Origin of the sequence: Exiguobacterium sp. s22, assembly GCF_018617455.1 — a bacterium.
GTDB lineage: Bacteria > Bacillota > Bacilli > Exiguobacteriales > Exiguobacteriaceae > Exiguobacterium.
This window is the reverse complement of record NZ_JACSKD010000006.1, coordinates 52,495-76,623: the sequence shown is the minus strand read 5'-3', so window position 1 is coordinate 76,623 and position 24,129 is coordinate 52,495. Positions and strand designations below refer to the sequence as shown.

The window sequence follows — 24,129 nt, the reverse complement described above, 5'->3', positions numbered from 1 at the left end:
GAGTCAATCCCCTTTCTCATTGTTCAGATTGATAACGCTTACAAGATGAGGATTGAATCGAATGAGTCAATAGTTTGGAGTTTTTCAAAAGTTTGGAAAGGCGCTCATGGTACCGGTCGCTTTATTACCGGCTGCCGGAATTTTGCTAGGACTAGGTGCGGCACTCACGGGACCATTAGCCGATAGCTGGACGTTTTTACAGAATGGAACAGTAGAAGCGATCAGTGCTGGAATGTTACAAATTGGTCTTAGTATTTTTGCGAACTTACCAATCATTTTTGCAATCGGGGTCGCAGTTGGTTTGTCAGGAGGATCAGGGATTGCGGCACTCGCAGCACTCGTCGGATATGTCATTATGAATACGACAATTTCAATCTCCCTCGGCATCACGGCAGAAATGGCTGCCGAGAGTGGAGAATATGGCATGTTACTCGGTATTCCTTCCCTTGAAACCGGTGTACTCGGAGGGATTGCGGTCGGGTTGCTCGCAGTATGGGTGTATAAAAAGTTCCATACGTTCAATCCCCCAGAAGTGTTAGGATTCTTTGCAGGTGATCGTTCTGTCGGGATTGTGATGGTTTTCTTCTCGATTTTACTTGGATTTGTCATGATGCTCATCTGGCCGCCAATCCAATCGACACTAACTTCAATGGCAAACGTCATCGCGAGTGATGCGACCAATCCTGCATATGTTGGGTTATATGGAATGTTGGAACGATTATTGATTCCGACAGGATTACACCACATTTGGTATGCCCCGTTCCTCTGGACATCTCTCGGTGGAACGGCAACGGTCGGTGATGCGGTCGTGAACGGTGATCAGTATATTTTCCTTGCTCAAATCGCGGAAGGTGTCGAAGTGACGGCGGGACGTTTCATGTCTGGTAAGTTCCCAATCATTATGTTCGGTTTACTCGGGGCGGCGCTTGCGATGTATCGTCAGGCTGACCCAGACAAACGTCCTGTCGTTCGAGGCTTATTGATTGCAGCAGCCGGTACAGCTTTTCTAACAGGAATCACAGAACCGATTGAATTCACTTTCTTATTCGTGGCACCTGTCCTGTATGTCATCCATAGTGTATTGACGGGAATTTCTTTCGCGCTCATGTATGCGCTCGATACACATATCGCTTGGGCTGGAGGATCAGGGTTGATTGACTATATTTTAGTGAACGTTTTACCAGGTACATCACGCTGGTGGATGAATATCGTCGTCGGCATTGGTTTCTTCATCGTTTACTATAGTATCTTTACATTCGCCATCAAGAAGTGGAATTTGGCAACGCCAGGTCGTGGGGGACAAGAAGTAAAACTATTTACGCGTAAAGACCACAATGATAAAAAGTCAGGTCAATCAGCGATTCAAACGACAGCACTTGCGATTGAAGAGGCACTTGGGGGACGAGAGAACATTCGTGATATCGATGCATGCTTTACACGCCTTCGTGTTGAAGTAAGTGACGTTTCTCAAATCAATGAGGATGAACTAAAAGCACTCGGAGCAGCGAGAGTCGTCAAAGTGAAAAATAACATTCAAGCGATTTTTGGAGGTCGCTCTGATTTATACAAAAACGAATTGCTACGTATTCATAAGGAAATGGATGAAGCGAATTGAAATCGGGCTCAACCGCATGGGTTGAGCCTTTTCAGTCTTCATAAGTATAGTGCTACAAGACGTTCCGCATGCTCCTTCATCATCTCCCGCAACGCATGCGGTGCCTTGACCTTCACTTCGGCTCCGGCCTTCAACAGCTGTCTCGACAAAAACGGCAGCTCTTCTTTAGGTACGTCCCATTCATTCTTCTCTTCGATATCGGGTAATACATCTTCAAGCAGACGACGACCGAGCGGGGTGAGTTCGAGTTGAACGACTACACCGATTCGTTCGTCATTTGCCTGAAGCAAGGTCACCAAATCCTCGGATTCAAACGGTTGCTCGAGTAACTTGACCGCTTCCACTCGATCAATCCGATATTGCCGAAGTCCCAGTTCAGAGAGCCCGAAGACATACCACTTCAAGTCAAGAAGTGCCATGCCGACCGGTTCAACGATGAATGTACGTGGTCCTTTCGTCGTTTGATACGTCATCTCGATCTTGTTCTTGCGCTCGACCGCCTGATAGATGTCCTTTGTGAACGGCGCTTTTGGAATTTGTTTGTTCCCGAGCCACAGGATATTTCGTTCTAAGTGATGAATCTTCGTTTCTAAGTCCTGAGGTAACTCGTTCACGTACCAATCGGACAGGGTATTTCGTAGATCACCGAACGGAACATCCGGGATGTGTTCCATCCATTTGAGCGTAAGATAAAGGGCGACGGCTTCTTGCTCGCGGAGGTGCAATGGCGGCAACAAACGGTTCGGCAACATCTCATAACCGCCACCGATCCCGGGCACACTCCAAATCGGATAACCGAGTTCTTCGAGCGATAGCATATCTCGCTGGATTGTTCGAATAGAGGCACCTGTCTCTTGAGCGAGTTCTTCAGCGGTAAAACGTCGTCCGCGATTGAGTAGCCGAATCAGTTGCAAGTGTCGTTTTTTCAAAATTATCATTCCCGTCATCTTTTGTCGTGTTTGTTCGTTAAGTTGAATGTATCACGAATCAAGGAGGGAGACATGATGCCGAATGTAGTGTTGTATATTGCAATGAGTTTAGATGGGAAGATTGCCCGGTCGAACGACCAACTCGATTGGTTGTTCGCCGTAGAGGGGGACGGGGACAATGGATACGCTGAATTTTTCAAGACCGTTGGTGCTGTCATCATGGGACGGAAGACATATGAGGAAGTCCTTCAATTGTCAGAGGAGTATCCATATCCAAACATGCCGAACTATGTGATGACGCGGAATCCGGACCGTGCAGCCGAGCATGTCACGTTCACGGATGAACCAATCGAAGAACTGATTGATCGGTTGAAAGGAGAAGTCGATCAAGACATCTGGCTCATCGGCGGGGGAGAAGTTATTAAAGCCGCGATGGAGCATGACTTGATTGACCGGTGTGAGATTGCGATTGCACCGGTCGTGTTGGGTGAGGGAATCCCACTTTTCCCAGAAGGCACGAAAGAAACGAAGCTTCGACTGACAAGTCAACGCACATCCGGTCAGTTCATCATGGCGACATATGAGAGTTCAAAAATCGAGTCCAAATAAGGATTCGATTTTTTTATGACGAATAAAAATGAAGAATCGATTTACTTCTAAAGTAAAAATATTCTTTCAAATAAATAATAAAAATCTTAAAATGTTAGTAAATGATGCTAATTGGATATAAGAAGAGAATAGTACTGACATGACGGATACCGAGGGGATCAACGTATGTTCATTAGTCTAATCGCTAACTCTTGTATTTCTTTTACAGGGATTTACTTCATTTCTAAAATCATGAATTATGATACAAAGCACGAAGGCGTTAAAAATATGCTGATTGGATTGCTATCAGGGTGTCTAGGAATTTTTTTGATCACACAAGGTGTGGTAGTTGAAGAGGTAATCAAAATCGACTTTCGTTTTCTCGTGCTCATTTTACTTGGTTTCTATCGATTAGTGTCTCCTTTGATTATTGCAGCGACGATTATTGCAGCTTATCGATTTAGTTACGGCATTGATTTTCAGTCGATTGTGGCATTCATTTGCCTCGTCTTGATTGTCATTGGAATATTGATCACGTATAACATCGCTTCACTAGAAAATCAACTGTTTCGGTTCAGTCTCACCTTGAATATGTTGGCTTGTTCAATTGTTGGGCTTTCGATTTATACGAGTGGAGCATTTAGTGAAAGTGCCGCACATGCCGCTTTACTCATCGTGATGATTAGTTTCCCTGTTGGAATGCTCATTACCCTCTTGAACGTTGATTTGTATCTCATCAATCACCGTGTAAAAGAATACAAAATTTCTGCAGAGACCGATCATTTGACGGGACTTGCGAATCGTAGGGCGTGGGAGATACAAATGAAAAAAATAAAAGAACGATACGATACGTGTAACGTTCTCATTTTAGATATCGACTACTTTAAACAAATTAACGATCAATACGGTCACTCAAATGGCGATGAAATTTTGAAGCAATTTGCCCAGCTGTTACATCGTGAAACGAGAGACCATGATATTAAAGCTCGAATCGGCGGCGAAGAGTTCGGTATTTTGATCCCAATGCTTTCACAAGGTGAGGTTATGAAAGTGGCGGAGCGGATCCGGAACAGCATTTCAAAGCATGAATTTAAGTTGTTGAATCAACAAGTCATCAATATTTCGGTTTCAATTGGAATCGCAAACGGAAAAAGTGAACATCTTTTGGAGATGATCCATCTGGCGGATGACTGTTTGTACCATGCGAAGAATCAAGGCAGAAATCGTACCCACATCCATGGAGGGGTGGAATACGTCCAATGAAGAATTCACGTAAAAACGCATCGGATATTTCCGATGCGTTTTTTGCACAAATCTAACGAGAAACTCAGCGATTAGTTCGTATGAGGTTCCCACACATCGGAAAAGTTGTGAACCGGTTGGACACCCTCTAACGTCCGGAACTCATAGTCTCGTTCTTTCGCATAGCGGATAACCGTATCGAGTGCTTTCGGCGTCATCGAGTGATCGTGCGCGAGAATGATTGAGGCAACCTGTGCAGCACGATTCGCTTCGAGACGTTTGAATACGCGTTGCTCGACGCGGGCATTGTCTTTCTTATACACATGGTCGAGACTGCCGACATTCCAGTCCCAAATCTCAAAACCGGCATCGGTCATCGCCTGCCAGTGTGCAGGTGTCATGCCGGCGTCACTCCCGTAAATCGTCCGGGCCATGTTCGTATGGATGCCCGTTACTTCATAAACGAGCGCTTGGACTTCCTGCATCTGTTGTACCGCCGTCATCGGCGTTTCATAAAACTCATCCCGGTCGTGGCGCATCCCGTGTAAGGCAATCAAATGACCTTCCGCAATCATGCGATGAAGCAGATGCTCATTTCCTTCGATGTTTTTCCCGAGAATGAAAAAGGTTGCCTTCACTTGATGTTTCTTCAACACATCGAGCAGCTTTCCTGTTTTCCAGTTCGGTCCATCATCGAGCGTCAAATAGATGAGACTCGGATCGTTATACGCTTTCGGCTCCGGGATTGCAGCCTGTGACAAAGTACCAATCAACAAAAAAATAGACATGAGTAAAAGAACGCGTTTCATCATTCAATTCAAAACTCCCTCAAATCAAAAACAAGCGACATGTGATACATACTTTATCATATGTCCGAGACATCGAGACGATAAATCTGTTCGTCAAGTTCTGTCGTAGAATAGGTGAAGTTCAATTTCCTTAGTAGCGCAATCGATGCCTCGTTCGTTTCAAGCACACCGGCTTTGAACACTTCTGCTCCGTGGTCGGCCAAGTGACGAATCAGTCCTGACATCACTTCAAATGCATAGCCTTGACGAGCACGCAAGGGTGCGATGGTATAGCCAATCCAATACGTCGTGCCTTCTTGTTGGAGATAGACATCCCCAATCAATTCATCGGTCGCTTGGTCGATGATGGCGAGTTGCATACCGTGTTGAAGCGATTGTTCGCCGAGTAGAGCGTTCTCGTATTCAGTATAGCTAAGACCTTTAAACGATTGGTGCTGCATCCAGTCCAAGTCGTTTCGATAGGTCATGAACGATTCGATGTCTTGGCGTTCGAATGGGCGGATGAGGCAGCGGGTTGTTTTGAGTTGCATGAGTTTTTCCTCCTGTAACGTTTCATCCTTTCATCTCAGTGTACAGCGAATGATGGAGAAGGGATAGAGGATGGATGGGGAAAAAAGACCCGTCAATCGAGTGACTGACGAGTCTTCAAACTTATATATGCTTCCGCTGAAATGCTGAAATGGCTTCATATTCTTCTGACAGGTGACGTGACAGGCGAATGTAGATCGGCAAGAGCTCCCGATAGACGTTCGTCGCTTCCATGTTCGGTGTATGCTCGTGGGTCACTTGCGGCACCTCTTGGAACTCCTCAATATCCCCGAAGGCGTATTCCCCGAGCATGACAGCTCCGAGGCATGAACTCTCGTGACTCTCCGGTACGACGACCGGCGTATCGAAGATGTCTGCCATCATCTGACGCCAGAGGCTCGACTGAGCGAATCCACCTGTCGCATGGATGCGGTTCGGGGCGCCCGTCAACTCATCGAGTGCGAGCATGACCGTATAAAGGTTGAAGATGACGCCTTCCAATACGGCGCGGATGAAATGCTCGCGCTTATGGTGAATGCTGAGCCCGAAAAATGAACCGCGGGCGTTCGAGTCCCAAAGCGGGGCCCGTTCACCCATCAAATACGGATGGAACAACAGTCCGTCGGCACCCGGATTGACCGTCTCGGCGATTCGTGTCAACACGTCGTACGCGTCGATGCCGAGCCGTTTCGCCGTCTCGACCTCACTTGCCGCGAACTCGTCACGGAGCCAGCGGAGGATGATCCCACCGTTATTGACCGGACCACCGATTACCCAATGCTTGTCCGTCAACGCATAACAGAAGATACGACCTTTTGGGTCTTCGACCGGTTCTGAGACGACTGTCCGGATGGCACCGCTCGTCCCAATCGTCACGGCGACGACTCCTTGTTCGAAGGCACCAACACCGAGGTTCGAGAGTACACCGTCGCTTGCCCCAATCACGAGTGGGAAGTCAAAGCCGAGCGTTTCGGTCACCTCAGGCGTCACTTGTAAAATCTCGGTCGTCGGCACGAGTTCAGACAAGCGCTCTCGTGTCACACCGGCGACTTCAAGTGCTTCCGTGTCCCAATCCTGTTGTTTCAAATTGAATAGCCCGGTCGCAGAGGCGATGGAATGATCGACGACAAAGCGACCCGTCAACCGATAGAAGACATATTCTTTAATCGAGACGAACTTGGCTGTCTGTTCAAAGACGTCAGGATGTTCTTTTTTCAACCAGCGCAGTTTCGACAGCGGTGCCATCGGATGGACCGGGGTGCCGGTGCGCATATGGAGCGCACTCGCATCAACATCGCGTTTGATTGCTTGCGTATATGGATTCGCGCGACTGTCGGCCCACGTAATGCTGTTCGTGAGCGGACGTCCTGAAGCATCGAGTGCAATCAAGCTATGCATCGCCGAACTGAACGATGCGAAGCGAATCGGCCCGTCCGCTTTGGCGCGGACCGCCGAGACGGCTTCGAGCACGGCCCCATATATGACGACCGGGTCTTGCTCGGCCGTCTCCGTATCGGGCGTGAGAAGCGGATACAACACGTTATGTACCGCCAGTTGTTGATGACCGTTGAACAGGACGGCTTTCGTACTCGTCGTCCCGATATCGACCCCAATCGTAAACACACAATCACTTCCTAACTTAGATAATGAACAGGCTAATCAAGAATACGACGGCAAAGCCGGTGAGTCCGATAATCGTTTCCATGATCGTCCATGACTTGAGCGTATCTTTTACGTCGAGACCGAAGTAACGGTTGACGAGCCAGAAACCTGAATCGTTGACGTGCGAGAGGACAGTCGCCCCTGAGGCGATGGCGATGACGATCAAACCGAGCGCTGCACCCGTGATGTTTTGAATTTCAAGTAATGGCGTGATGAGTCCAGCTGCCGTGACCATCGAGACCGTTGCTGACCCTTGGGCGACACGGACGACCGTCGCGATCAAGAAGGCGAGTACGATTGCCGGAAGTGGTGACCCGGCCATCATTTCACCAAGGACGTCACCGACACCAGAGTCGATGAGCACTTGTTTGAACACACCACCGGCCCCTGTGACGAGGATGATGATTCCGGCTGGTTCGAGTGCTTTCGTTGCGATTTCTTGTACCTCGTCACGTGAGTAGCCACGGCGTGTCCCAAGGAAGACGAACGTGAGGAGCGTCGCAATCGTCAAGGCGACGAACGGGTGTCCGAGGAACGTCAAGAAGTCACGGACGGCGTTACCTTCATCCAAGAGAACCGCTGAGAGCGTGTTCGCTAAAATCAAGACGAGCGGAATCAAGATGAGCGACAAAATCATTTTGAAGCTTGGTAATTCTTTTGATGAATCGATTTCTTTAAATTCCATGTAATCCGGAATCGTCACATGAATCTTCTTAGCAATATACTTCCCAAAAACAGGACCGGCTAAAATCATGGCTGGAATCCCGGCGATAACACCGAACAAGATAACCCATCCAAGGTCGGCACCAATCAAGTTCGCAACAGCAATCGGACCAGGTGTCGGTGGGATGAAGCTATGCGTGACCGCGAGACCAGCGAGGAGCGGGATTCCGTAATAGAGAAGCGAACGTCCCGTCTTTTTGGCGAGACCGTATACGATTGGAACGAGAATGATGAAACCGACATCGAAGAAGACCGGGACGGCGACGATGAACCCGGTAATCCCGAGCGCCCATTGTGCCTTATCTTCCCCGAACTTACTGACGAGCGTTTGGGCGAGGCGTTCCGCGCCACCTGACACTTCAAGCATCTTCCCGAACATCGCGCCGAGACCGACGACGACGGCGACGAAGCCGAGCGTTCCGCCCATCCCGCTCTGGATGGAGGCGATGACGTCCCCGAGCGGCATGCCAGCTGCCACCCCGACGATTAAACTAACAAGTAACAACGAAACGAATGCGTGAAGCTTTGTGCGAATGACTAAAAATAAGAGCAAGAAGATCCCGGCTAAGGCGATCAAAATAAGTGTTGAGCCAGACATTGAGTATTCCCCCTAAATTCTGAATATGTAACCGTTTACAGTTCCTGACAAAGGAAAAGGCCATTTCCCCGTGACCTTTTCCGCATTTCTTACTTCTTGACGACCGCGTGACCACCGAACTCGTTGCGGAGCGCAGCGACGACTTTACCTGAAAACGTGTCGTCTTCAAGTGAGCGATAGCGCATCATGAGCGACAAGGCGATGACCGGTGCGGCTGCCTGAAGGTCGAGTGCCGTCTCAATCGTCCATTTGCCTTCACCGGATGAATGCATGACCCCACGAATCTCATCGAGCTTCGCATCTTTCTTGAAGGCATTCTCTGTGAGTTCCATGAGCCAAGAACGGACGACCGAACCGTGGTTCCACACGCGAGCGACTTGTTCATAGTCATAATCGAACGGGCTTTTCTCGAGAATGTCGAACCCTTCCGCAATCGCCTGCATCATCCCATACTCGATCCCGTTATGAATCATCTTTAAGAAGTGACCGCTTCCGGCAGGACCCGTGTACAGGTAGCCGTTCTCGACAGACAAGTCTTTGAAGATTGGTTCGATTGTCGGCCACGCGTCTGCGTCACCCCCGACCATCGTACAGGCCCCGTTCCGCGCCCCGTCCGTGCCACCGCTCGTTCCGCAGTCGAAGAACTTGATGTCCTTCTCGGCGAACTGTTCGGCGCGTGCGACCGAGAGTTTGTAGTTCGAGTTGCCGCCGTCAATCACGATGTCGCCGGGTTCGAGGCGCTCATACAATTCAGCGAGTACCGCTTCCGTGACGTCGCCGGCAGGGACCATCGCCCAGATGACGCGTGGCGTCGACAGTTTGTTCACGACATCTTCGAGCGTCGGCACGATGGTGAACGCGTCCGATGTGACATTCCCGACGTCCGTCCCGATGACCGTGTGCCCGTGGTCACTCAAGTTGAGTGCCAAATTGTATCCCATCTTACCTAAACCAATCAAACCAATTTCCATATTGTCACCTCTGAAAAAGAATTTTTTTCCGTCTCTAGATTTATCATATCAAAATAAATTCGATTTACAAGTCTAATGACGGAATTTTTTTCGAGTAATGCAAAAAGAGCGTCCCGGCTTAATTCGTAGGCGGGACGACGGACAGGCACTCTTATATAGATACAAGAACACAAGAACGAACGATCAATCTTTGAGAGTGAACTACTCGCCACTTGTTTGCTTCACAAATTGAAGTGGGAGCTTCTTGGGAAGACCGTGCTCCTACCAGCCACGGTTATGGACCAAGCTCGTCGGGTAGTCCCTGCCCTGAATGGTTGTCAGTCGGCCAACATCAATAGGTTGAGGCTCGCGTTGATGTCACGGTCATGGTGCGCGCCACGGGCACACGTCCATTCACGGACATCCACCGTCTTCTTCTCGCCTTTTGCTCCGCAAATGGAACAGATCTGGGTCGATGCGAACCATTGATCTGCCTTGATGAGCGTCCGTCCGTAGAAGTTTGATTTGTACTCGAGTTGACGGACGAACTCATGCCAGCTGACATCCCCGATGGACTTGGCGAGCTTATGGTTTTGCATCATGTCCTTCGATGTCAATGTCTCCACGACGATGACTTGGTTCTCGTCAACGATCCGTCTCGACAGTTTGTGAAGGAAGTCCTTGCGTTGGTTGGCGATTTTCTCGTGTCTCTTGGCGAGGATCAGCCTGGCTTTTTCACGATTCTTGCTTCCGATCTTCTTGCGTGACAGCGCGCGCTGTGCCTTCTTGACCTTTTCTTCGGACTTACGAAGGAAACGTGGGTTTTCGATCTTCTCCGAGACCATCGCGTCGTTCGTCATGACGGCGAAATGTTCCAGGCCGAGATCGATTCCGACTTTGTGCTCGACTGGAATCCATGGTGCATCGTCCTGTTCGACGAGGATGGAGATGAAGAACTTGCCTGTCTTAGTCATCGAGACCGTCGCCGGTTTCCGTCTCGTTCCGCTCCCCGTTTTCGCCTCCTCGCGGATGGCGATGCGGTCCTCGAGTAGCTTGTTGTAGATGAATCGGGCGCAGCCGATCGTCTTGATGAGGAACTCGGCCTGTACAGGCGTCGGGTGGAGCCTGTATTTGTAGCCTTTCAGCATGTCCGTCCCTCCTCCCTTCCGAGGATCGTGATGTGTCTTCCTCATCCGATACCCGCGGAGGGGGAGGGAGACTCTGACGGAATCACGAACTTTTGTTCGTTATATCTGTCATAGGGAGATAAGACTTTTGGACCGGGCGATTCATCTCCCACCTACGCTGGGCTTCGCCCCGAGACGCTTAGAGGAGGGAGAATTCTCGCCTACTTTTGTTAAATAAAATTCCCGAAATGCGATACAGGCGTTGATTAGTAACAAAGTGATTGCGGTAACCTTAAGACGAAACTTTCATTTGGTTCAGCCTGTCAAATAGCTTCGCATACAGCCCCATACCGATGAGTGCCGACAGTAAGATGAGTGTGAACACAGCGAGCGGGGAGAGAAATCCTGATGCAAATACCGTCACCGGTGCGAGGAACTTGCCGATTGTGTTTTGGAGCGTATCGGTCGCGAGGTATTGTCCACGTGACTCGATCGGTGCATAGTGACTAACGAAACTCTGACTGACGGGAGAACGAATCAGCTCCCCGAACGTGAACATGGTCGTGACGATGAGCAAGTACCAGATATTTGATGAGAAGGCGACGAGAAACGTTCCGAAACCTCCTAGGAAAGTCGACAATAGTAAAACACGCCGTTCGTCCCACGCCCGAAACACACGTGTGACAGGAATGATGAAGACGACGAACAAGAGGCCGTTATATGCGACGAGCCAGCCGAATAAGACTGTATTCGAGACGTTGAACGTGGCCGGAGTTTGTTCAATCAAATAGACAGGTAAATACACGTCTAGCTGCATGATTGGGATTAAGGCGAATACGCCAGCAATCAGATAGAGGCGGAAAAGCGGGTCAATCAAAATCGTCGCATACGACCGCCCTTGGGTGAAAAATGTCGTTGCGACCGTCTTCTCGGTCGAGACCGGTCGTGTCTCACTGGTTAGAACCGCGAGCAAACCCCCGTAACCAAAAAGAACAAGGGCGCAGCCGAGGAGGAGCGCCTGACGATACTCGAAAAAGAGGACCGCACCAAGAAGCGGACCGAGAACAGCACCGATATTGTTCGATGCCATAAACGTCGCGAATACATTTCGTAAATGTTCAGCCGGAACGAGGTCGGCGACCATCGCCGAGCTGGCCGGTTTGTAGATGGCACCCATAAAACCGATGCTGATGTAGGTGATGTAATCGACATAGGCGTTCGTTGATAAAGCGAAAACGAGGAATAGGAAACCTTGTGAGAACGTCCCGGCGAGCATGACGGGGCGGCGACCAATCTCATCTGCAAGCGAACCGCCAATCAAGCTGCCGACTAGCAGGAACAACGGTGGCACGGCCATGAGTAGTCCGGCTAGCTCGACACCGAGCGTCCGGGCGAAATAGACGGTGATGAATGGAAAGTACATCCAAAACAAGAGGTTGAATAAGCCTTCGCCGAATAAGCGGACTTTCAGATTGAGGTCCCAACGGTATAATTCCATAGATATGCTCCTTTCAAGAGTCTCTCTTTAATGTAAGAGGTCGTGGAGAGAAAGAATAGACTTATGTTGCGGGATTTGCTAGACTAAAAATAGAAAAAGCGAATATATAGGCGCTTGTTTGCGTTGTACTATAAAACGAACGTATGTTTGTAAAATGACCTCCGAGATAATCATCGGAGGTCATTTTTATTGTGTCGTCTTCATCGTTTTAAAGCTATGGGCGAAAGATCCCTCAAATAGCTCGTCATTTTCAGGCAACAATTTTCCAATCATCGAGAGGTGTCGGGTAACCTGTGCGCATTGCTCGGTGTGACTCAGCAATCGTCAAAATCCTAGTAAAAAATCGACCCCCGTCATGGAGGTCGAATGAATCAACTCGATGATGCTTTCTTATATTGTTGGAAGAAGACTTCGATTTCTTCAGCCGGCAACGGACGATTGTAAAAATATCCTTGCGCCTGATTACATGATTCGGCTTTCAGGAAGGCGACTTGATGCGCTGTTTCGACACCTTCTGCGATGACGTTCAAGTCGAGCTCGTGCGCCATCCGAATGATCGTTTTGACGAGTGCCGCGTCCTTCTCGTCGCTCTCGATATTTTTCGTGAAGTGCTGGTCGATCTTGAGCGTGTCAATCGGGAACAGCTTCAAATAGCTGAGAGATGAATACCCGGTTCCGAAATCATCGATGGAGAGATGGACCCCAAGGGCGACGAGTTCATGCATCGTCTCGATGGCACGTTCCGCGCTTTGAATGACGCTCTCGGTCAACTCAAGCTCTAAATATTGCGCCTCGAGACCGGATGCGGCGAGAGCACGACTGACGACTTCCGGTAAATCTTTTTGAGCGAACTGGATGGCCGAGATATTGACGGCGACCCGGAACGGAGGAATCCCTGCATCTTGCCATGCCTTATTTTGGCGACACGCCTCATTCAAAACGAACTCGCCGAGGCGGTGGATACTTCCTGTCTCTTCAGCGATCGGAATGAACTCCCCAGGAGAAATCATCCCGAACTCTGGATGATTCCAGCGAACGAGCGCTTCCATGCCGATGACCATTTCAGTCTCTAGTTGGATTTGCGGTTGATAGTGTACGGTGAACTCCCCGCGTCCGATACCTTTCCGTAGTGCCATCGATAAGTTGGAGCGGCGGGAGACGGACTCATTCAATTCATTCGTGAAGAACTGATACCCATTCTTGCCGTCCGCTTTCGCCCGATACATGGCGATGTCAGCGTTCTTAATCAATTCCTCGGCCGTATCGCCGTCGGACGGATGGAGACTGATGCCGATCGAGGCACCCGTGAACACCTCTTCATGTTCAAGCTCGAACGGAGGATTCAGGACGTTGATTAGCTCTTGCGCACGATGGGCCGCGAGGTTACTTTTCGTATGCGGTGACAAGATGATGAACTCATCTCCACCGAGACGGGCGAGCGTGTCCGATTTTTGAATCGTCGACTGGATGCGGGTCGTCACTTGTTTTAAAAATTGGTCTCCGATGGAGTGACCGAAGCGGTCGTTGATGACTTTGAAGTTGTCTAAATCGATATAGTACAAGGCAAACTGTTCAGATTGACCTTGTCCAAGCAGGGCATCGAGCCGGTCGCTGAACAGGCGGCGGTTCGGAAGTCCCGTGAGCGGGTCCAAATAGACGAGGTCGTTGATTTGTGCCTCGATCCGTTTCCGTTCACTGATGTCACGGATGATGCTACTAAAGAACAGGCCTTTCTCTGTCTTCCACGTGCCGAGTGACATTTCAATCGGGACTTCGACGCCGTCTTTTCGTAATCCAATCAATTCCACCGTCTGACCGATGACGCGTTTTTCACCTGTCGCTTCATAACGCTTCATCCCGCGCTCATGCGCGTCACGGAAGCGTTCCGGGATGATAGCGACAATCGATTGCCCGATCATCTCGTCGTAAGTGTAGCCGAATAAGTCGGTAGCCCCTTGATTCCATTGGAGAATGACCCGGGTATGGTCGGCAACGATAATCGCATCAGAGGCTGACTCGATGATGGATTCGAACTTCATCTCGAGTTCTTCAGATTGTGCCTCAAGTTGAGAGGCCGTTCGGAGTGAGATATACATGATCACAAATAAGGTCATCACGCTCGCCGCAATGACGTAGGCGAGGAGGGTACTATCGACCGAGTATCCATTGACCGGTTGCATTCCTCCGCTCATCGGTGTGAAACGAGCCGCGCCCATCCCAACGTAATGCATGCCGGAAACGGCGACCCCGATCAAGACCGAACTAGCAAGACGACGCCAATGGAAGCGGGAGACGTTTGGGATATAAAAGAGAATGTATAGTCCGACGAGTGAAGCTATGAAGGCGACGATGGCAGAAGCGATCCACATGACCGGGTCGTAGGTAAGAATCGCGTTCATCTGCATCGCTTCCATCCCGATATAGTGCATCGAAACGACCCCGACACTGATTAAGAAGGCGCCAAAGACGAGCTGCGTCGGACGCGTCTCCGGATGACTGATGATCCAAAAAGCGAGACCGGAGGCGACGACGGCCGGCAAGATGGATAAGAGCACGATACCGAGGTGATACGTCACGTCAGCGTGAAGATGAAATGCCAACATGCCGATGAAGTGCATCGCCCAAATGCCGAGTCCGAGACTGAAAGCTCCCGCTGCGACCCAGCTGAGTCGAGAGGCGTGCTTCGCATATTTCAAACGACTGCTAATATCGAGAGCGACACCGGCAGCAAAGATGGCGACGGCGATAGAGAGAATGACGAGTGGTAAGTTGTACGAGCTACTCAGGTGATGTTCGATGAGAAACAGTCCTTTCGATTTCAAATGGTACAAAGAGTGAATGAAAAAGTGCTTTATTAGAGTAGCACATTCGCGAACGGCGCTTCTTGCTTACTTTTGTAAGGTGGGTCAATCATTTGCATGAATCACACATTGCGGAATTTTTTTCGAAACGGTATCGTTAAGTGAAGAAGAGAAAGGGTGATTCTTGATGGAAACGATGAACGGGACGGCCCGCATTCGTGGCGCCTATTCGACACTGAGCAAGAAAGAACAGCGCATTGCCGATTATATTTTGAAACAACCAGAACAAATCATTCATCATACGATCAATCAAGTGGCAGACGACCTCGATGTCGCCGAATCGACCGTGTTCCGCTTTTGTCAGCGTGTCGGGTTTAAAGGCTATCAGGCGCTTAAAATCGCGCTCGCCTCGGATGTCGTCGCTCCGCTCCAAGATATCCATGAAGACATCACGGAGACGGACAGCGTGCTCGAGATTGCAGAGAAAATTTTTTCGACGAACGGGAAGACGATCGAGTCGACGCGTCAGATTCTAGAGGCTTCCTCTCTTGAAAAGACGGTCGAGCTATTCCTCAATGCACGTCGCATCGAATTTTTCGGGAGCGGGGGGTCGGCCGTCGTCGCGTTAGATGCGTATCATAAATTTGTCCGAAGTGGGCTACAAGTGAGCGCCATCCTCGAGTCACATATGCAGTTGATGTCTGCCTCACAATTGACGACAGAAGACATCGCCGTTGTCATCTCCCATTCGGGTGCTTCGAAAGAAACGCTCGATATCGCAAAACTCTTAAAGGAGAAGGGTGTGCCGACGGTCGCCATCACGAACTATGCGAAGTCCCCTCTCTCGAAACTGGCGGACGTGTCGCTCTATACCGTATCTCAAGAGACGGCATTTCGCTCGGAGGCGCTCGCTTCCCGAATTGCTGAGCTGAGTCTCATCGATGCCTTGTTCACAGCCGTCATGATGCGCCGGGGCGAGGCGGCCCGTGTATCGCTTCAACAAATGCGAGAAGCCATCTCGATGCGCCGAATCTAAGCGAAATAGGATTAGTTTCTACAAAAAGGTGGAAATTATAAACCTTGAGAGCAAAGTGAGGCTTAGAGAGAGAAGGTGGACCGATGAACCACATTGATTTTTTATCTTCCGACCACTACAACGAGTTCAAACGGTTGGCACAACGGCTCACGGATCCCGGCAGTACCGGTCGAGAATACTTCGCCGCCCTGTATGTGATTGCGGGAAATGAACATATACGTGAATGCCTACTTCCTTACATGGATCTTGAATCAGGTAAGATTCGCACCTCAACGATTATCGATGACAATACGTTTGATAAACGAGAGTTTGTACTTGCTAAACTTGTCATCCATTTATATAACTCAAAAGAATGGGTTCTTCCCACTGAACTGATTGCATTACCGGAAGAGGATTATAAGTTGGCGATGCAAGCGATCACGCTTTGCCGAAATGAACAATTTGATGGGATCACCATCCCGAATCATTGACGACACCTTGTTTGACGACAAGGTGTTTTCGTCTCGGAAAAAGGAGGAGAAGGAATGTCTTTTAATACAGCGATGTTGACGATTTTACTCATACTATTGCTACTGATTATGACAACCCCACCGCTACTCCTGCTTTATTTGTGGCGTCGTGACCGAAACCAACGTGAACATTCTGTCCTCCGTAACTTCCCGATTCTCGGGAAACTCCGGTATATGTTCGAGAAGATGGGACCCGAGTTACGGCAGTATCTATTCTTAAACGATAATGAAGCGAAACCATTCTCACGGAACGACTATGAAGCAGCGGTCATTGCGGGGAAATACAAGTCGCGCATCATCGGATTCGGCTCGGAACGTGATTTTGAGTCGGGTGGGTTTTATCTTCAAAACGCCCTCTATCCGACGAATCGGAATGAGCTGCGGATCGATAATGAAACGAAAGTGGCGACATGGGTGTATGAGCTCGATGAAGATAATCTCTTCACCCGAAAAGAACATCTCGTCGAACGTGACATCTCACCCTATCTCTTAAAAGAAGAAGATACGGTCATCATCGGGGAAGGGACCTGTCGGGAACCGTTCCATGTCCGCGGGCTCGTCGGGCAGTCAGCGATGAGCTTCGGGTCGCTCGGGGATAAGGCGATCACGGCCCTCTCAATCGGACTCGGTCGTGCGGGTGGCACGTGGATGAATACAGGGGAGGGCGGGCTCTCCGACTATCATTTAAAAGGGAACGTGGATATCATCTGTCAAATTGGACCGGCCTTATTCGGTGTCCGAAATGAGGATGGAACCTTCTCGGTGGAGGCGTTTAAACAAAAAAGTAAGCTCCCACAAGTGAAGGCGTTCGAGCTGAAGCTCGCACAAGGGGCAAAAACCCGTGGTGGACATATCGATGGATCTAAAGTGACCGAGGAGATTGCAAAAATCCGTCATGTGAAAGTCGGCGAGACGATTGACAGTCCGAACCGATTCTCTGAGTTTCATACCCATGGGGAACTGTTGACCTTTATCGAGAAATTGCGTGACGTCGGTGGGAAGCCCGTCGGCATCAAACTCGTGGTCGGAAATTTGAAAGATATCGAATCGTTCGTCCAAGAGATGGCCATATCGGGCCAGGTGCCAGATTTCATTACCATCGATGGGAGTGAAGGGGGAACAGGTGCCACGTATCAGGAGCTGGCGGACACGGTCGGCTTGCCACTGAAAGCGGCACTCCCGTATGTTCATCGGCTACTGATCGAGCATGGTCTTCGAGACCGCATCAAACTGTTTGCCTCGGGAAAACTCATCACGGCAGACAAAGTAGCGATCGCCCTCGCCCTCGGAGCGGATTTCGTCAACATTGCCCGCGGGCTCATGTTCAATGTCGGTTGTATCCAGGCGCAGGTGTGTCATACGAATCGTTGCCCGGTCGGGGTGGCGACGACCGACCCGAAACTGCAGCGGGCCCTCGTCGTCGATGAGAAGAGCTTTCGGGTGACGAACTACATCATCTCGCTCCGGGAAGGACTGTACAATATGACGGCTGCGGCAGGCGTTCGCTCGCCGACGGAATTGTCTCAGGAACATGTGATTTATCAAGAACCGGACGGCCGTGTGAGAACAATCAAATAGCACATTCACTGTGTGTTAGCAGTAGCTTTATAACTTCTTTGAATGAACGATTCCAATAGTATAGGATCATCTAACAATCGTTGGCCACGCATACACATTCGTCGAGGACGCAACTTGGCGTGACTAGGGGTGACAAAATAATCATCCGGAGATGTGCGAAGAACCTGACGAATGACCTCTTGAATCGAAATCGGGTCATCTTTCACCCACTTCTCATGTACCGACGGGACATTGTCGAGGATGAGTTGAATCTGGTCATCGTTACGAATGAATGGATTCACGCAAACGCGTCTTGTTTGAGCTCCTTGGAACACGTGAAACGTGTGTGTAACGGTATCACCATCAATCGAACCGATGACATATCCGGTTTCCCAGGCTTTGCCGCAACCATCCCATACAGAAAAGAGGTGTCCCGGATACACGATTGTCGTATTCGATCGCTCCATCACTTTATACCGATGATAATCGCCGAGCGCGACATAGGCAAAAGCATGAGGATGAAGTCGGGTATTCGAAAAAGCACTTGCACGCCCGTGACTGAGTAGCAGGTTAGGGTGTGATGGTTCGAGCGGAGGAATGTGATTGAGGACTTCAATCAATCCGACCTGGTTCGACGTGCAACTCACCCCGAATATACCGGCGCCTAAGGCTGGGTCGAATCTATACCCTGGTTCCGCAAAACAATAGACGTGGGGAACCGTCTCCCACACTTCCTTATCACGATGACGATTGACGTCATGTTCGCCAAAGACGATATAGATGGACGTACCAAGAGATGTCCATTCTTCTAAATAAGGCATAAGGTCATATGAATCACTGACCTCGATGTCTCCGGCGATCAATACTGCAGCAATCTCGTGTTCACGAATGACTGATGCGAGTTGCTGGAGTTTGTCTCGTTGAATGTCAAAGCTTGTCCTTTCAGCATGAATCGCGTTCCCTGTATGGCGAGCGTGATGCAAATCGGCAATATGTAAAAATTTTGGCATGCGTTTCAACTCCTCAACCTAGCATTCTGCTTCGCATGAACAAAATCCTTCGAAAGGTAATAAGAAGCGGAGAGAACGGGAACATCTAATGGAACATCATTTTACTTAGGAGGGATCGGATGAAAGCCTTGTTTTTGAACTGTACGCTAAAAGGTGGCGACACGACATCGCATACGGAAGGATTGATTCGTGACATCATCCCGCACTTTGATGCGCTCGACGTCGAAACCGAGATCGTTCGGATCGTTGATTACAACGTCGCATTCGGGGTGACGGAAGATGAAGGCGATGGGGACGAGTGGCCACAGATTTTTGAGAAAGTGAAGGCCGCGAACATTGTCGTGATTGGGACACCACTTTGGCTCGGGGAGAAGAGTAGTGTCGCCACCCAAGTGATTGAACGTCTTTATGGCGGCAGCGGACTGACGAATAAATCAGGACAGGCCATTTACTACAACAAGGTCGGTGGAGTCGTTGTCACGGGGAATGAGGACGGGGCGAAACATGCCTGCGCCTCAATTCTTTATGGATTGTCCCATATCGGTTTTACTGTGCCACCGAACGTCGACACGTACTGGGTCGGGGAAGCGGGACCGGGTGACTCCTATCTTGACGCCGGACGAGAAAATGAATTCACGAAGTCTCACGGGAAGACGATGGCATATAACCTCGTTCACTTTGCGAGAATGCTCAAAAATCATCCGATTCCGGCAGAAGGGAATACGATGGAATAAATAAGGGTCTCGACAATCAGTCGAGACCCTAATCGTTTACTCTTTCTTCTCCACCGCATGCCCACCAAACTCATTTCGTAATGCCGCGACGACTTTACCTGAGAACGTATCGTCTTGAAGAGAACGTTGACGCATCATGAGGGAGAGCGCGATGACGGGCGTCGGGACGTCGTACTCGAGTGCCGTCTCGACCGTCCACTTGCCTTCACCCGACGCATGCATGACGCCGCGAATGTCGTCGAGCTTCGCATCTTTGGAGAAGGCACTCTCCGTCAGTTCCATGAGCCACGAACGAATGACTGACCCGTGGTTCCACACACGTGCGACATCCTCGTAGTCATAGTCGAACGGACTCTTTTCAAGTACTTCGAACCCTTCGGCGATCGCCTGCATCATCCCGTATTCAATCCCGTTATGCACCATTTTCAAGAAGTGACCACTTCCGCTCGGTCCCGCGTACAGATAGCCGTGATCGGTCGAAACGTCTTGGAACAGTTGCTCGATTTTCCCGAACGCCTCCATGTCGCCGCCAATCATCGTACAGGCTCCGTTACGAGCCCCATCCATCCCACCGCTCGTCCCGACATCGAAGAAGTAAATCGATTTTTCTTTAAAGTGCTCGGCACGTCGCATCGACTCTTTATAGTTCGAGTTCCCTCCGTCGATGACGATGTCACCTGGGGAGAGAAGATGGTACAAGTCATTCAAAACGTTTTCGGTCACATCACCTGCTGGTACCATCACCCAAATGGCACGTGGCGCTTTTAGTGCAGTGACGACTTCTTCCAATGACGATTTCGTCTCAAATTGACTCGTCGACACGTTTCCCGGGTCATACCCAAGCACGCGATGCCCATTGTCCGTCAAATTTAAAGCTAAATTCAGCCCCATCTTGCCAAGTCCAATCATTCCGATTTCCATTCGTTCCACCCCATTTGTAAGATTTAGTCCTCTATAGGGCATACCCGAAATAACGATTGCTCAAAAGGACAGGTGGACGAGGGTGTAGAATGATATAAGGAATCACTACAGACAGGAGGTGCGGCGATGGGAGAACGTTTATTTCGATTGGCGGTAGATGTCAGACATCGATTCAAAGATCATCATATTAATGATTATAGTGCGACATTGGCCTTTTTCTGGTTTTTAGCCATCTTTCCAACGTTTTTTGTCCTTTTCGCCGTGATGGCGTGGTTTCAAATCGATGATGCGCTCCTTATCGAACAGATTGAAACGCTCATTCCGGGTTCGAGTGTTCGCGAACTGTTGTCCATCGTCTATGATGTGAGCGGAAACTTGAATGGCGGATTATTATCGGTCAGTGCCATCATAGCCTTCTGGTCCGCCTCAAACGGAACGGCGCGCCTCGTCAAACTGACGGTGTTCGCGTATGGGGAAACGGAAGCGCGTGGCTACATATTCCGCCGATTCATTGGTCTACTCGCAATTTTAGCGGGAAGTATCGGTGCGGTCATCTTGATCGTTTTTCATCTATTTGGGCAGGAGTTTGTGGACCTGATTTACGCCTTGTACCCTAGAGTGGAAGAGTTTGACCGATTGTCGACCCTGACACGTTACACGGTCTCGACCATCATCTTGATTATCGCGTTCTCACTCTTTTATAAAATCGCGCCCCAGCAGCGAGTGCGATTCGTCGAAACACTTCCCGGGGCCGTGTTCGCGGTCATCGCGTGGCAATTGCTGTCGACCGGTTACAGTGTGTATGTCGAACGGTTCTCGATTTTCGGGGATACATACGGCACGATCGGTGCGGTCATCCTGCTACAAATTTGGCTCTATCTGACGGCTGCGACGATGCTCATTGGGGCAGAAATCAATGCAGCCTGGCCCTACCATATGACTCGCCAACCAATCAGGACCCATTTCCCGTAACAAAAAAAGGGATATCGTGATTATTCTTTGTAAACATGCTTTAAAACAACCCGTGGCATGGGAATAAATTAGTACTATTTCACGGAAGAAGGTGTGGCCACATGGCGAAACATCGTAAACCATCAAAGTGGAAAATCGTACTAGGGGTTGTAGCAGGCGTCATGGCCTTAGTGCTCATCACAGGTGGCGCGTTCGTCTGGTCGATGGTAAAAGAAGTCGATGACACCGTAACACAAGTGAATGACAACTTAAAGATTAGTAAGGAACGGAAACAGGTCGAGACCATTGAACGAAAAGAATCGGTTTCAATCCTATTGCTCGGGATTGACCGTCGAGGCACCGAGCAAGGACGAAGTGACTCGATCATCGTATTGACCCTCAATCCGGAACTCGATGAAGGCGCGATGCTCTCGATTCCTCGGGACACGAAGACGGAGATTGTCGGGAAAGGGACACAGGATAAAATCAATCATGCGTATGCGTTCGGTGGAGCCGAAATGGCCATGAACACGGTCGAGAACCTTCTCGATATCCCGATTGATTATGTCATTGAGACAGATATGGAGGCGTTCAGCGATGTCGTTGATGCGCTCGGAGGCATTACGGTGATGAATAATTTTGCGTTCTCGACAGGAGATTACACGTTCCCCGTCGGTGAAGTGACGTTAGACGGTGACGCGGCACTCGATTATACGCGGATGCGTTATAACGACCCGAATGGTGACTTCGGACGTCAAGAACGTCAACGTGATGTCGTCGCCGCCATCATTGAAAAAGGACGAACCGACTTCTCACTCGACAAAGTGACGGCGATTCTTGATGTCGTCGGTGATCAGGCGAAGACGAATATCGAACTGAATGAATTCGTTTCCTTATCAACGGATTACATGAATGCGTTCCGCAATGCGAGCGTCTTACGCCTAGAGGGATCGGGTGGGTTAGAAGAAGACGGCATCTATTATTGGCATCCGAACGCCTCCTCGTTAAATAGCGTACGAGGCGAATTGAAGCGATTGATGGAGTGAACTGTCTGACGGAAGTCAGGCGGTTTTTTTGTGTTTCAAACAGATGAGAAAGTGGGAGAAATAAAGAGATGCCAAGGAGGGATGAGCCATGAAATGGGAAGCGATTGAAGAAGTGCTCCACGAATTCGGGGACACGTCGCAACAAAAATGGGAGCGGTTGTTTGAGAAGTGGTCGAATCACAACTGGCACGACCATGAACGCCCTTCTGAAAAAACGAACGTAATGTTAATGGATGCAGGCTTTATCCTGACGGACGGACGAGCCAATCTAGAAGCACTCCATCAACTATTGTCCGACCATGTCCAAACGACAGTGAGTGATCTCTATTTGGTCTCTTTGTTTCCATACAAAACAAGACAAAATGACACAGCGCTTGATGCGCGCGTGCAACTATTTGAAGATTTGGGACGTTTCACGGACGAGTTTGATTTGATTTACGAAATGCTGCCTGAGGCGTACAACAACAGTCAATTTGATGTGATTGTCGAAACGGATGCACTGATTGAACGGTTGGCGTATGGAGCGACAAAAATCCGCGTCCATGTCGAATCCTTTCGAGGAATGGAACCGACACGAATCAAACAGATTCTAAAATTATGGAGAACGGTCATACATGCGTACAAACCGAATGCGCAACTCATCGTCGCCCATGAACGTGTCGAGGATTCTTTCCCTTATGAGGAAGAGGCGGACGTCGTCTGTCACTTTGATTTATCGAGTCATGTGATTTTAGCGTTTGCGCAGTCGGATGTGACACGTCTAGGTGATTGGGCGAGACAGGTCCATCCACTGAGAGCGGATCAAACATACTTCAACTTCCTCTCTTCTGCGGAACGTGATCCGTTCGAAAAAAATCTGATGAATGAGGATCCGGATGTCATCCTTGCCGCCCATAGCGTGCTCTTGTCGCTGCAGGGAATCCCGTTGATTGATTACCGCACGCTCTTTGGAGTGGCACAACCGATCGAACAAGAAGAGTTGATTCAAACGTTGAAACGTGATCCGGACCGTCTCCGTATTTATGAAGGTGTGTTGAGTCAACTCAATGTCAAACGGCTACATCCTGCCTTTTCACCGTATGTGAGTCAAGAAGTCGTGAATCTCGACCGGCGCGTCTTTGCTCTCAAGCGGAAGCATCAAGAGGAGACGCTTCTCCTGCTCACAAATATGAGTGAAGACACGATACAAACCGATTGTGAAGGGACAAGTCTTTTTACAGAAGAATGGATGACGAACGTGACACTGGATCCTTTTGAATACGTTTGGTTAAAACAATCACATATTGGAGAGTGAA

At 49.5% G+C, this 24,129-nt stretch carries 21 protein-coding genes; 10 read left to right on the top strand and 11 right to left on the bottom strand.

The window, feature by feature from the left end; genetic code table 11:
• Positions 1–106 precede the first annotated feature (106 nt).
• Complete coding sequence (locus KNO94_RS11015; protein WP_214779666.1) at positions 107–1,615, top strand: PTS transporter subunit EIIC; 1,509 nt, start codon at positions 107–109, stop codon at positions 1,613–1,615.
• A 38-nt stretch (positions 1,616–1,653) separates the two neighbouring features.
• On the opposite strand, the gene KNO94_RS11010 is transcribed toward KNO94_RS11015, so the two are convergent.
• Entirely contained in the window at positions 1,654–2,529 is an 876-nt protein-coding gene (locus KNO94_RS11010) for a helix-turn-helix transcriptional regulator (protein ID WP_251125949.1), read from the bottom strand.
• Positions 2,530–2,619: 90 nt separating this feature from the next.
• Here KNO94_RS11010 and KNO94_RS11005 point away from each other — a divergent pair, with 90 nt between their 5' ends.
• Positions 2,620–3,153 carry a dihydrofolate reductase family protein gene (locus tag KNO94_RS11005; protein WP_214779656.1) on the top strand — a complete coding sequence of 178 codons (534 nt, stop codon included), beginning with the start codon at positions 2,620–2,622 and terminating at the stop codon, positions 3,151–3,153.
• Between the two features lie 231 nt (positions 3,154–3,384).
• Entirely contained in the window at positions 3,385–4,395 is a 1,011-nt protein-coding gene (locus KNO94_RS11000; RefSeq protein WP_214779653.1) for a GGDEF domain-containing protein, read from the top strand.
• Positions 4,396–4,466: 71 nt separating this feature from the next.
• Here the strand turns inward: KNO94_RS11000 and KNO94_RS10995 are convergent, their stop codons facing one another.
• The 8 genes from KNO94_RS10995 to KNO94_RS10960 form a co-directional block, all read right to left on the bottom strand.
• Positions 4,467–5,162, bottom strand: coding sequence for a polysaccharide deacetylase family protein (locus KNO94_RS10995; RefSeq protein WP_251125948.1), 696 nt, complete (start codon positions 5,160–5,162; stop codon positions 4,467–4,469).
• 77 nt (positions 5,163–5,239) lie between these two features.
• Entirely contained in the window at positions 5,240–5,713 is a 474-nt protein-coding gene (locus KNO94_RS10990) for a GNAT family N-acetyltransferase (protein WP_214779643.1), read from the bottom strand.
• 121 nt (positions 5,714–5,834) lie between these two features.
• Entirely contained in the window at positions 5,835–7,334 is a 1,500-nt protein-coding gene (gntK, locus tag KNO94_RS10985) for a gluconokinase (RefSeq protein WP_214779641.1), read from the bottom strand.
• A gap of 16 nt (positions 7,335–7,350) precedes the next feature.
• The gene (locus KNO94_RS10980; RefSeq protein ID WP_214779639.1) at positions 7,351–8,694 is read right to left on the bottom strand and encodes a GntT/GntP/DsdX family permease; all 1,344 of its coding nucleotides are present in this window, start codon (positions 8,692–8,694) and stop codon (positions 7,351–7,353) included.
• An 89-nt stretch (positions 8,695–8,783) separates the two neighbouring features.
• A complete protein-coding gene (gene gnd, locus KNO94_RS10975) occupies positions 8,784–9,665 on the bottom strand; it encodes a phosphogluconate dehydrogenase (NAD(+)-dependent, decarboxylating) (protein ID WP_214779637.1) in 882 nt (293 codons plus the stop codon).
• Between the two features lie 317 nt (positions 9,666–9,982).
• On the bottom strand, positions 9,983–10,792 hold the full coding sequence (locus KNO94_RS10970; RefSeq protein WP_214779635.1) for an RNA-guided endonuclease TnpB family protein: 810 nt from the start codon (positions 10,790–10,792) through the stop codon (positions 9,983–9,985).
• A 271-nt stretch (positions 10,793–11,063) separates the two neighbouring features.
• On the bottom strand, positions 11,064–12,269 hold the full coding sequence (locus tag KNO94_RS10965) for an MFS transporter (RefSeq protein WP_214779633.1): 1,206 nt from the start codon (positions 12,267–12,269) through the stop codon (positions 11,064–11,066).
• Between the two features lie 371 nt (positions 12,270–12,640).
• The gene (locus KNO94_RS10960) at positions 12,641–15,091 is read right to left on the bottom strand and encodes a bifunctional diguanylate cyclase/phosphodiesterase (RefSeq protein ID WP_353047846.1); all 2,451 of its coding nucleotides are present in this window, start codon (positions 15,089–15,091) and stop codon (positions 12,641–12,643) included.
• Between the two features lie 166 nt (positions 15,092–15,257).
• Here KNO94_RS10960 and KNO94_RS10955 point away from each other — a divergent pair, with 166 nt between their 5' ends.
• The 3 genes from KNO94_RS10955 (at position 15,258) to KNO94_RS10945 (ending at position 18,193) form a co-directional block, all read left to right on the top strand.
• On the top strand, positions 15,258–16,106 hold the full coding sequence (locus KNO94_RS10955; RefSeq protein ID WP_214779628.1) for a MurR/RpiR family transcriptional regulator: 849 nt from the start codon (positions 15,258–15,260) through the stop codon (positions 16,104–16,106).
• A gap of 83 nt (positions 16,107–16,189) precedes the next feature.
• Positions 16,190–16,576 (top strand): hypothetical protein, encoded by a 387-nt coding sequence (locus KNO94_RS10950; protein ID WP_214742016.1) that lies wholly within the window; start codon positions 16,190–16,192, stop codon positions 16,574–16,576.
• Positions 16,577–16,630: 54 nt separating this feature from the next.
• The gene (locus tag KNO94_RS10945; protein ID WP_214779626.1) at positions 16,631–18,193 is read left to right on the top strand and encodes an FMN-binding glutamate synthase family protein; all 1,563 of its coding nucleotides are present in this window, start codon (positions 16,631–16,633) and stop codon (positions 18,191–18,193) included.
• Between the two features lie 5 nt (positions 18,194–18,198).
• Here the strand turns inward: KNO94_RS10945 and KNO94_RS10940 are convergent, their stop codons facing one another.
• Positions 18,199–19,182 (bottom strand): metallophosphoesterase family protein, encoded by a 984-nt coding sequence (locus KNO94_RS10940; RefSeq protein WP_214779624.1) that lies wholly within the window; start codon positions 19,180–19,182, stop codon positions 18,199–18,201.
• 119 nt (positions 19,183–19,301) lie between these two features.
• On the opposite strand from KNO94_RS10940, the gene KNO94_RS10935 reads away from it, so the two are divergent.
• Positions 19,302–19,916 carry a flavodoxin family protein gene (locus KNO94_RS10935; protein WP_214779622.1) on the top strand — a complete coding sequence of 205 codons (615 nt, stop codon included), beginning with the start codon at positions 19,302–19,304 and terminating at the stop codon, positions 19,914–19,916.
• Positions 19,917–19,952: 36 nt separating this feature from the next.
• On the opposite strand, the gene gnd (KNO94_RS10930) is transcribed toward KNO94_RS10935, so the two are convergent.
• Positions 19,953–20,837 (bottom strand): phosphogluconate dehydrogenase (NAD(+)-dependent, decarboxylating), encoded by an 885-nt coding sequence (gene gnd, locus KNO94_RS10930; RefSeq protein WP_214779847.1) that lies wholly within the window; start codon positions 20,835–20,837, stop codon positions 19,953–19,955.
• A gap of 126 nt (positions 20,838–20,963) precedes the next feature.
• Between gnd (KNO94_RS10930) and KNO94_RS10925 the strand changes: the two genes are divergently transcribed.
• From KNO94_RS10925 to KNO94_RS10915, 3 genes are all read left to right on the top strand, one after another.
• Positions 20,964–21,809: a YihY/virulence factor BrkB family protein gene (locus tag KNO94_RS10925; RefSeq protein WP_214779614.1), complete on the top strand. Its 846-nt coding sequence runs from the start codon at positions 20,964–20,966 to the stop codon at positions 21,807–21,809.
• A gap of 101 nt (positions 21,810–21,910) precedes the next feature.
• Positions 21,911–22,834, top strand: coding sequence for an LCP family glycopolymer transferase (locus KNO94_RS10920; protein ID WP_214779612.1), 924 nt, complete (start codon positions 21,911–21,913; stop codon positions 22,832–22,834).
• Positions 22,835–22,922: 88 nt separating this feature from the next.
• The gene (locus KNO94_RS10915; RefSeq protein ID WP_214779610.1) at positions 22,923–24,128 is read left to right on the top strand and encodes an alpha-amylase family protein; all 1,206 of its coding nucleotides are present in this window, start codon (positions 22,923–22,925) and stop codon (positions 24,126–24,128) included.
• Position 24,129: the final 1 nt, after the last annotated feature.

Bases quoted from the DNA above. Each gene is read 5' to 3' on its own strand.
- KNO94_RS10925 (WP_214779614.1), top strand. From the start codon at position 20,964: ATGGGAGAACGTTTATTTCGATTGGCGGTAGATGTCAGACATCGATTC.
- KNO94_RS11015 (WP_214779666.1), top strand. From the start codon at position 107: ATGGTACCGGTCGCTTTATTACCGGCTGCCGGAATTTTGCTAGGACTA.
- KNO94_RS10965 (WP_214779633.1), bottom strand. From the start codon at position 12,269: ATGGAATTATACCGTTGGGACCTCAATCTGAAAGTCCGCTTATTCGGC.
- KNO94_RS10940 (WP_214779624.1), bottom strand. From the start codon at position 19,182: ATGCCAAAATTTTTACATATTGCCGATTTGCATCACGCTCGCCATACA.
- KNO94_RS10915 (WP_214779610.1), top strand. From the start codon at position 22,923: ATGAAATGGGAAGCGATTGAAGAAGTGCTCCACGAATTCGGGGACACG.
- KNO94_RS10950 (WP_214742016.1), top strand. From the start codon at position 16,190: ATGAACCACATTGATTTTTTATCTTCCGACCACTACAACGAGTTCAAA.
- KNO94_RS10945 (WP_214779626.1), top strand. From the start codon at position 16,631: ATGTCTTTTAATACAGCGATGTTGACGATTTTACTCATACTATTGCTA.
- KNO94_RS10955 (WP_214779628.1), top strand. From the start codon at position 15,258: ATGGAAACGATGAACGGGACGGCCCGCATTCGTGGCGCCTATTCGACA.
- KNO94_RS10935 (WP_214779622.1), top strand. From the start codon at position 19,302: ATGAAAGCCTTGTTTTTGAACTGTACGCTAAAAGGTGGCGACACGACA.
- KNO94_RS11000 (WP_214779653.1), top strand. From the start codon at position 3,385: ATGAATTATGATACAAAGCACGAAGGCGTTAAAAATATGCTGATTGGA.
- KNO94_RS10995 (WP_251125948.1), bottom strand. From the start codon at position 5,162: ATGTCTATTTTTTTGTTGATTGGTACTTTGTCACAGGCTGCAATCCCG.
- gnd (WP_214779847.1), bottom strand. From the start codon at position 20,837: ATGGAAATCGGAATGATTGGACTTGGCAAGATGGGGCTGAATTTAGCT.
- gnd (WP_214779637.1), bottom strand. From the start codon at position 9,665: ATGGAAATTGGTTTGATTGGTTTAGGTAAGATGGGATACAATTTGGCA.
- KNO94_RS11005 (WP_214779656.1), top strand. From the start codon at position 2,620: ATGCCGAATGTAGTGTTGTATATTGCAATGAGTTTAGATGGGAAGATT.
- KNO94_RS10990 (WP_214779643.1), bottom strand. From the start codon at position 5,713: ATGCAACTCAAAACAACCCGCTGCCTCATCCGCCCATTCGAACGCCAA.
- KNO94_RS10970 (WP_214779635.1), bottom strand. From the start codon at position 10,792: ATGCTGAAAGGCTACAAATACAGGCTCCACCCGACGCCTGTACAGGCC.
- KNO94_RS10980 (WP_214779639.1), bottom strand. From the start codon at position 8,694: ATGTCTGGCTCAACACTTATTTTGATCGCCTTAGCCGGGATCTTCTTG.
- KNO94_RS10920 (WP_214779612.1), top strand. From the start codon at position 21,911: ATGGCGAAACATCGTAAACCATCAAAGTGGAAAATCGTACTAGGGGTT.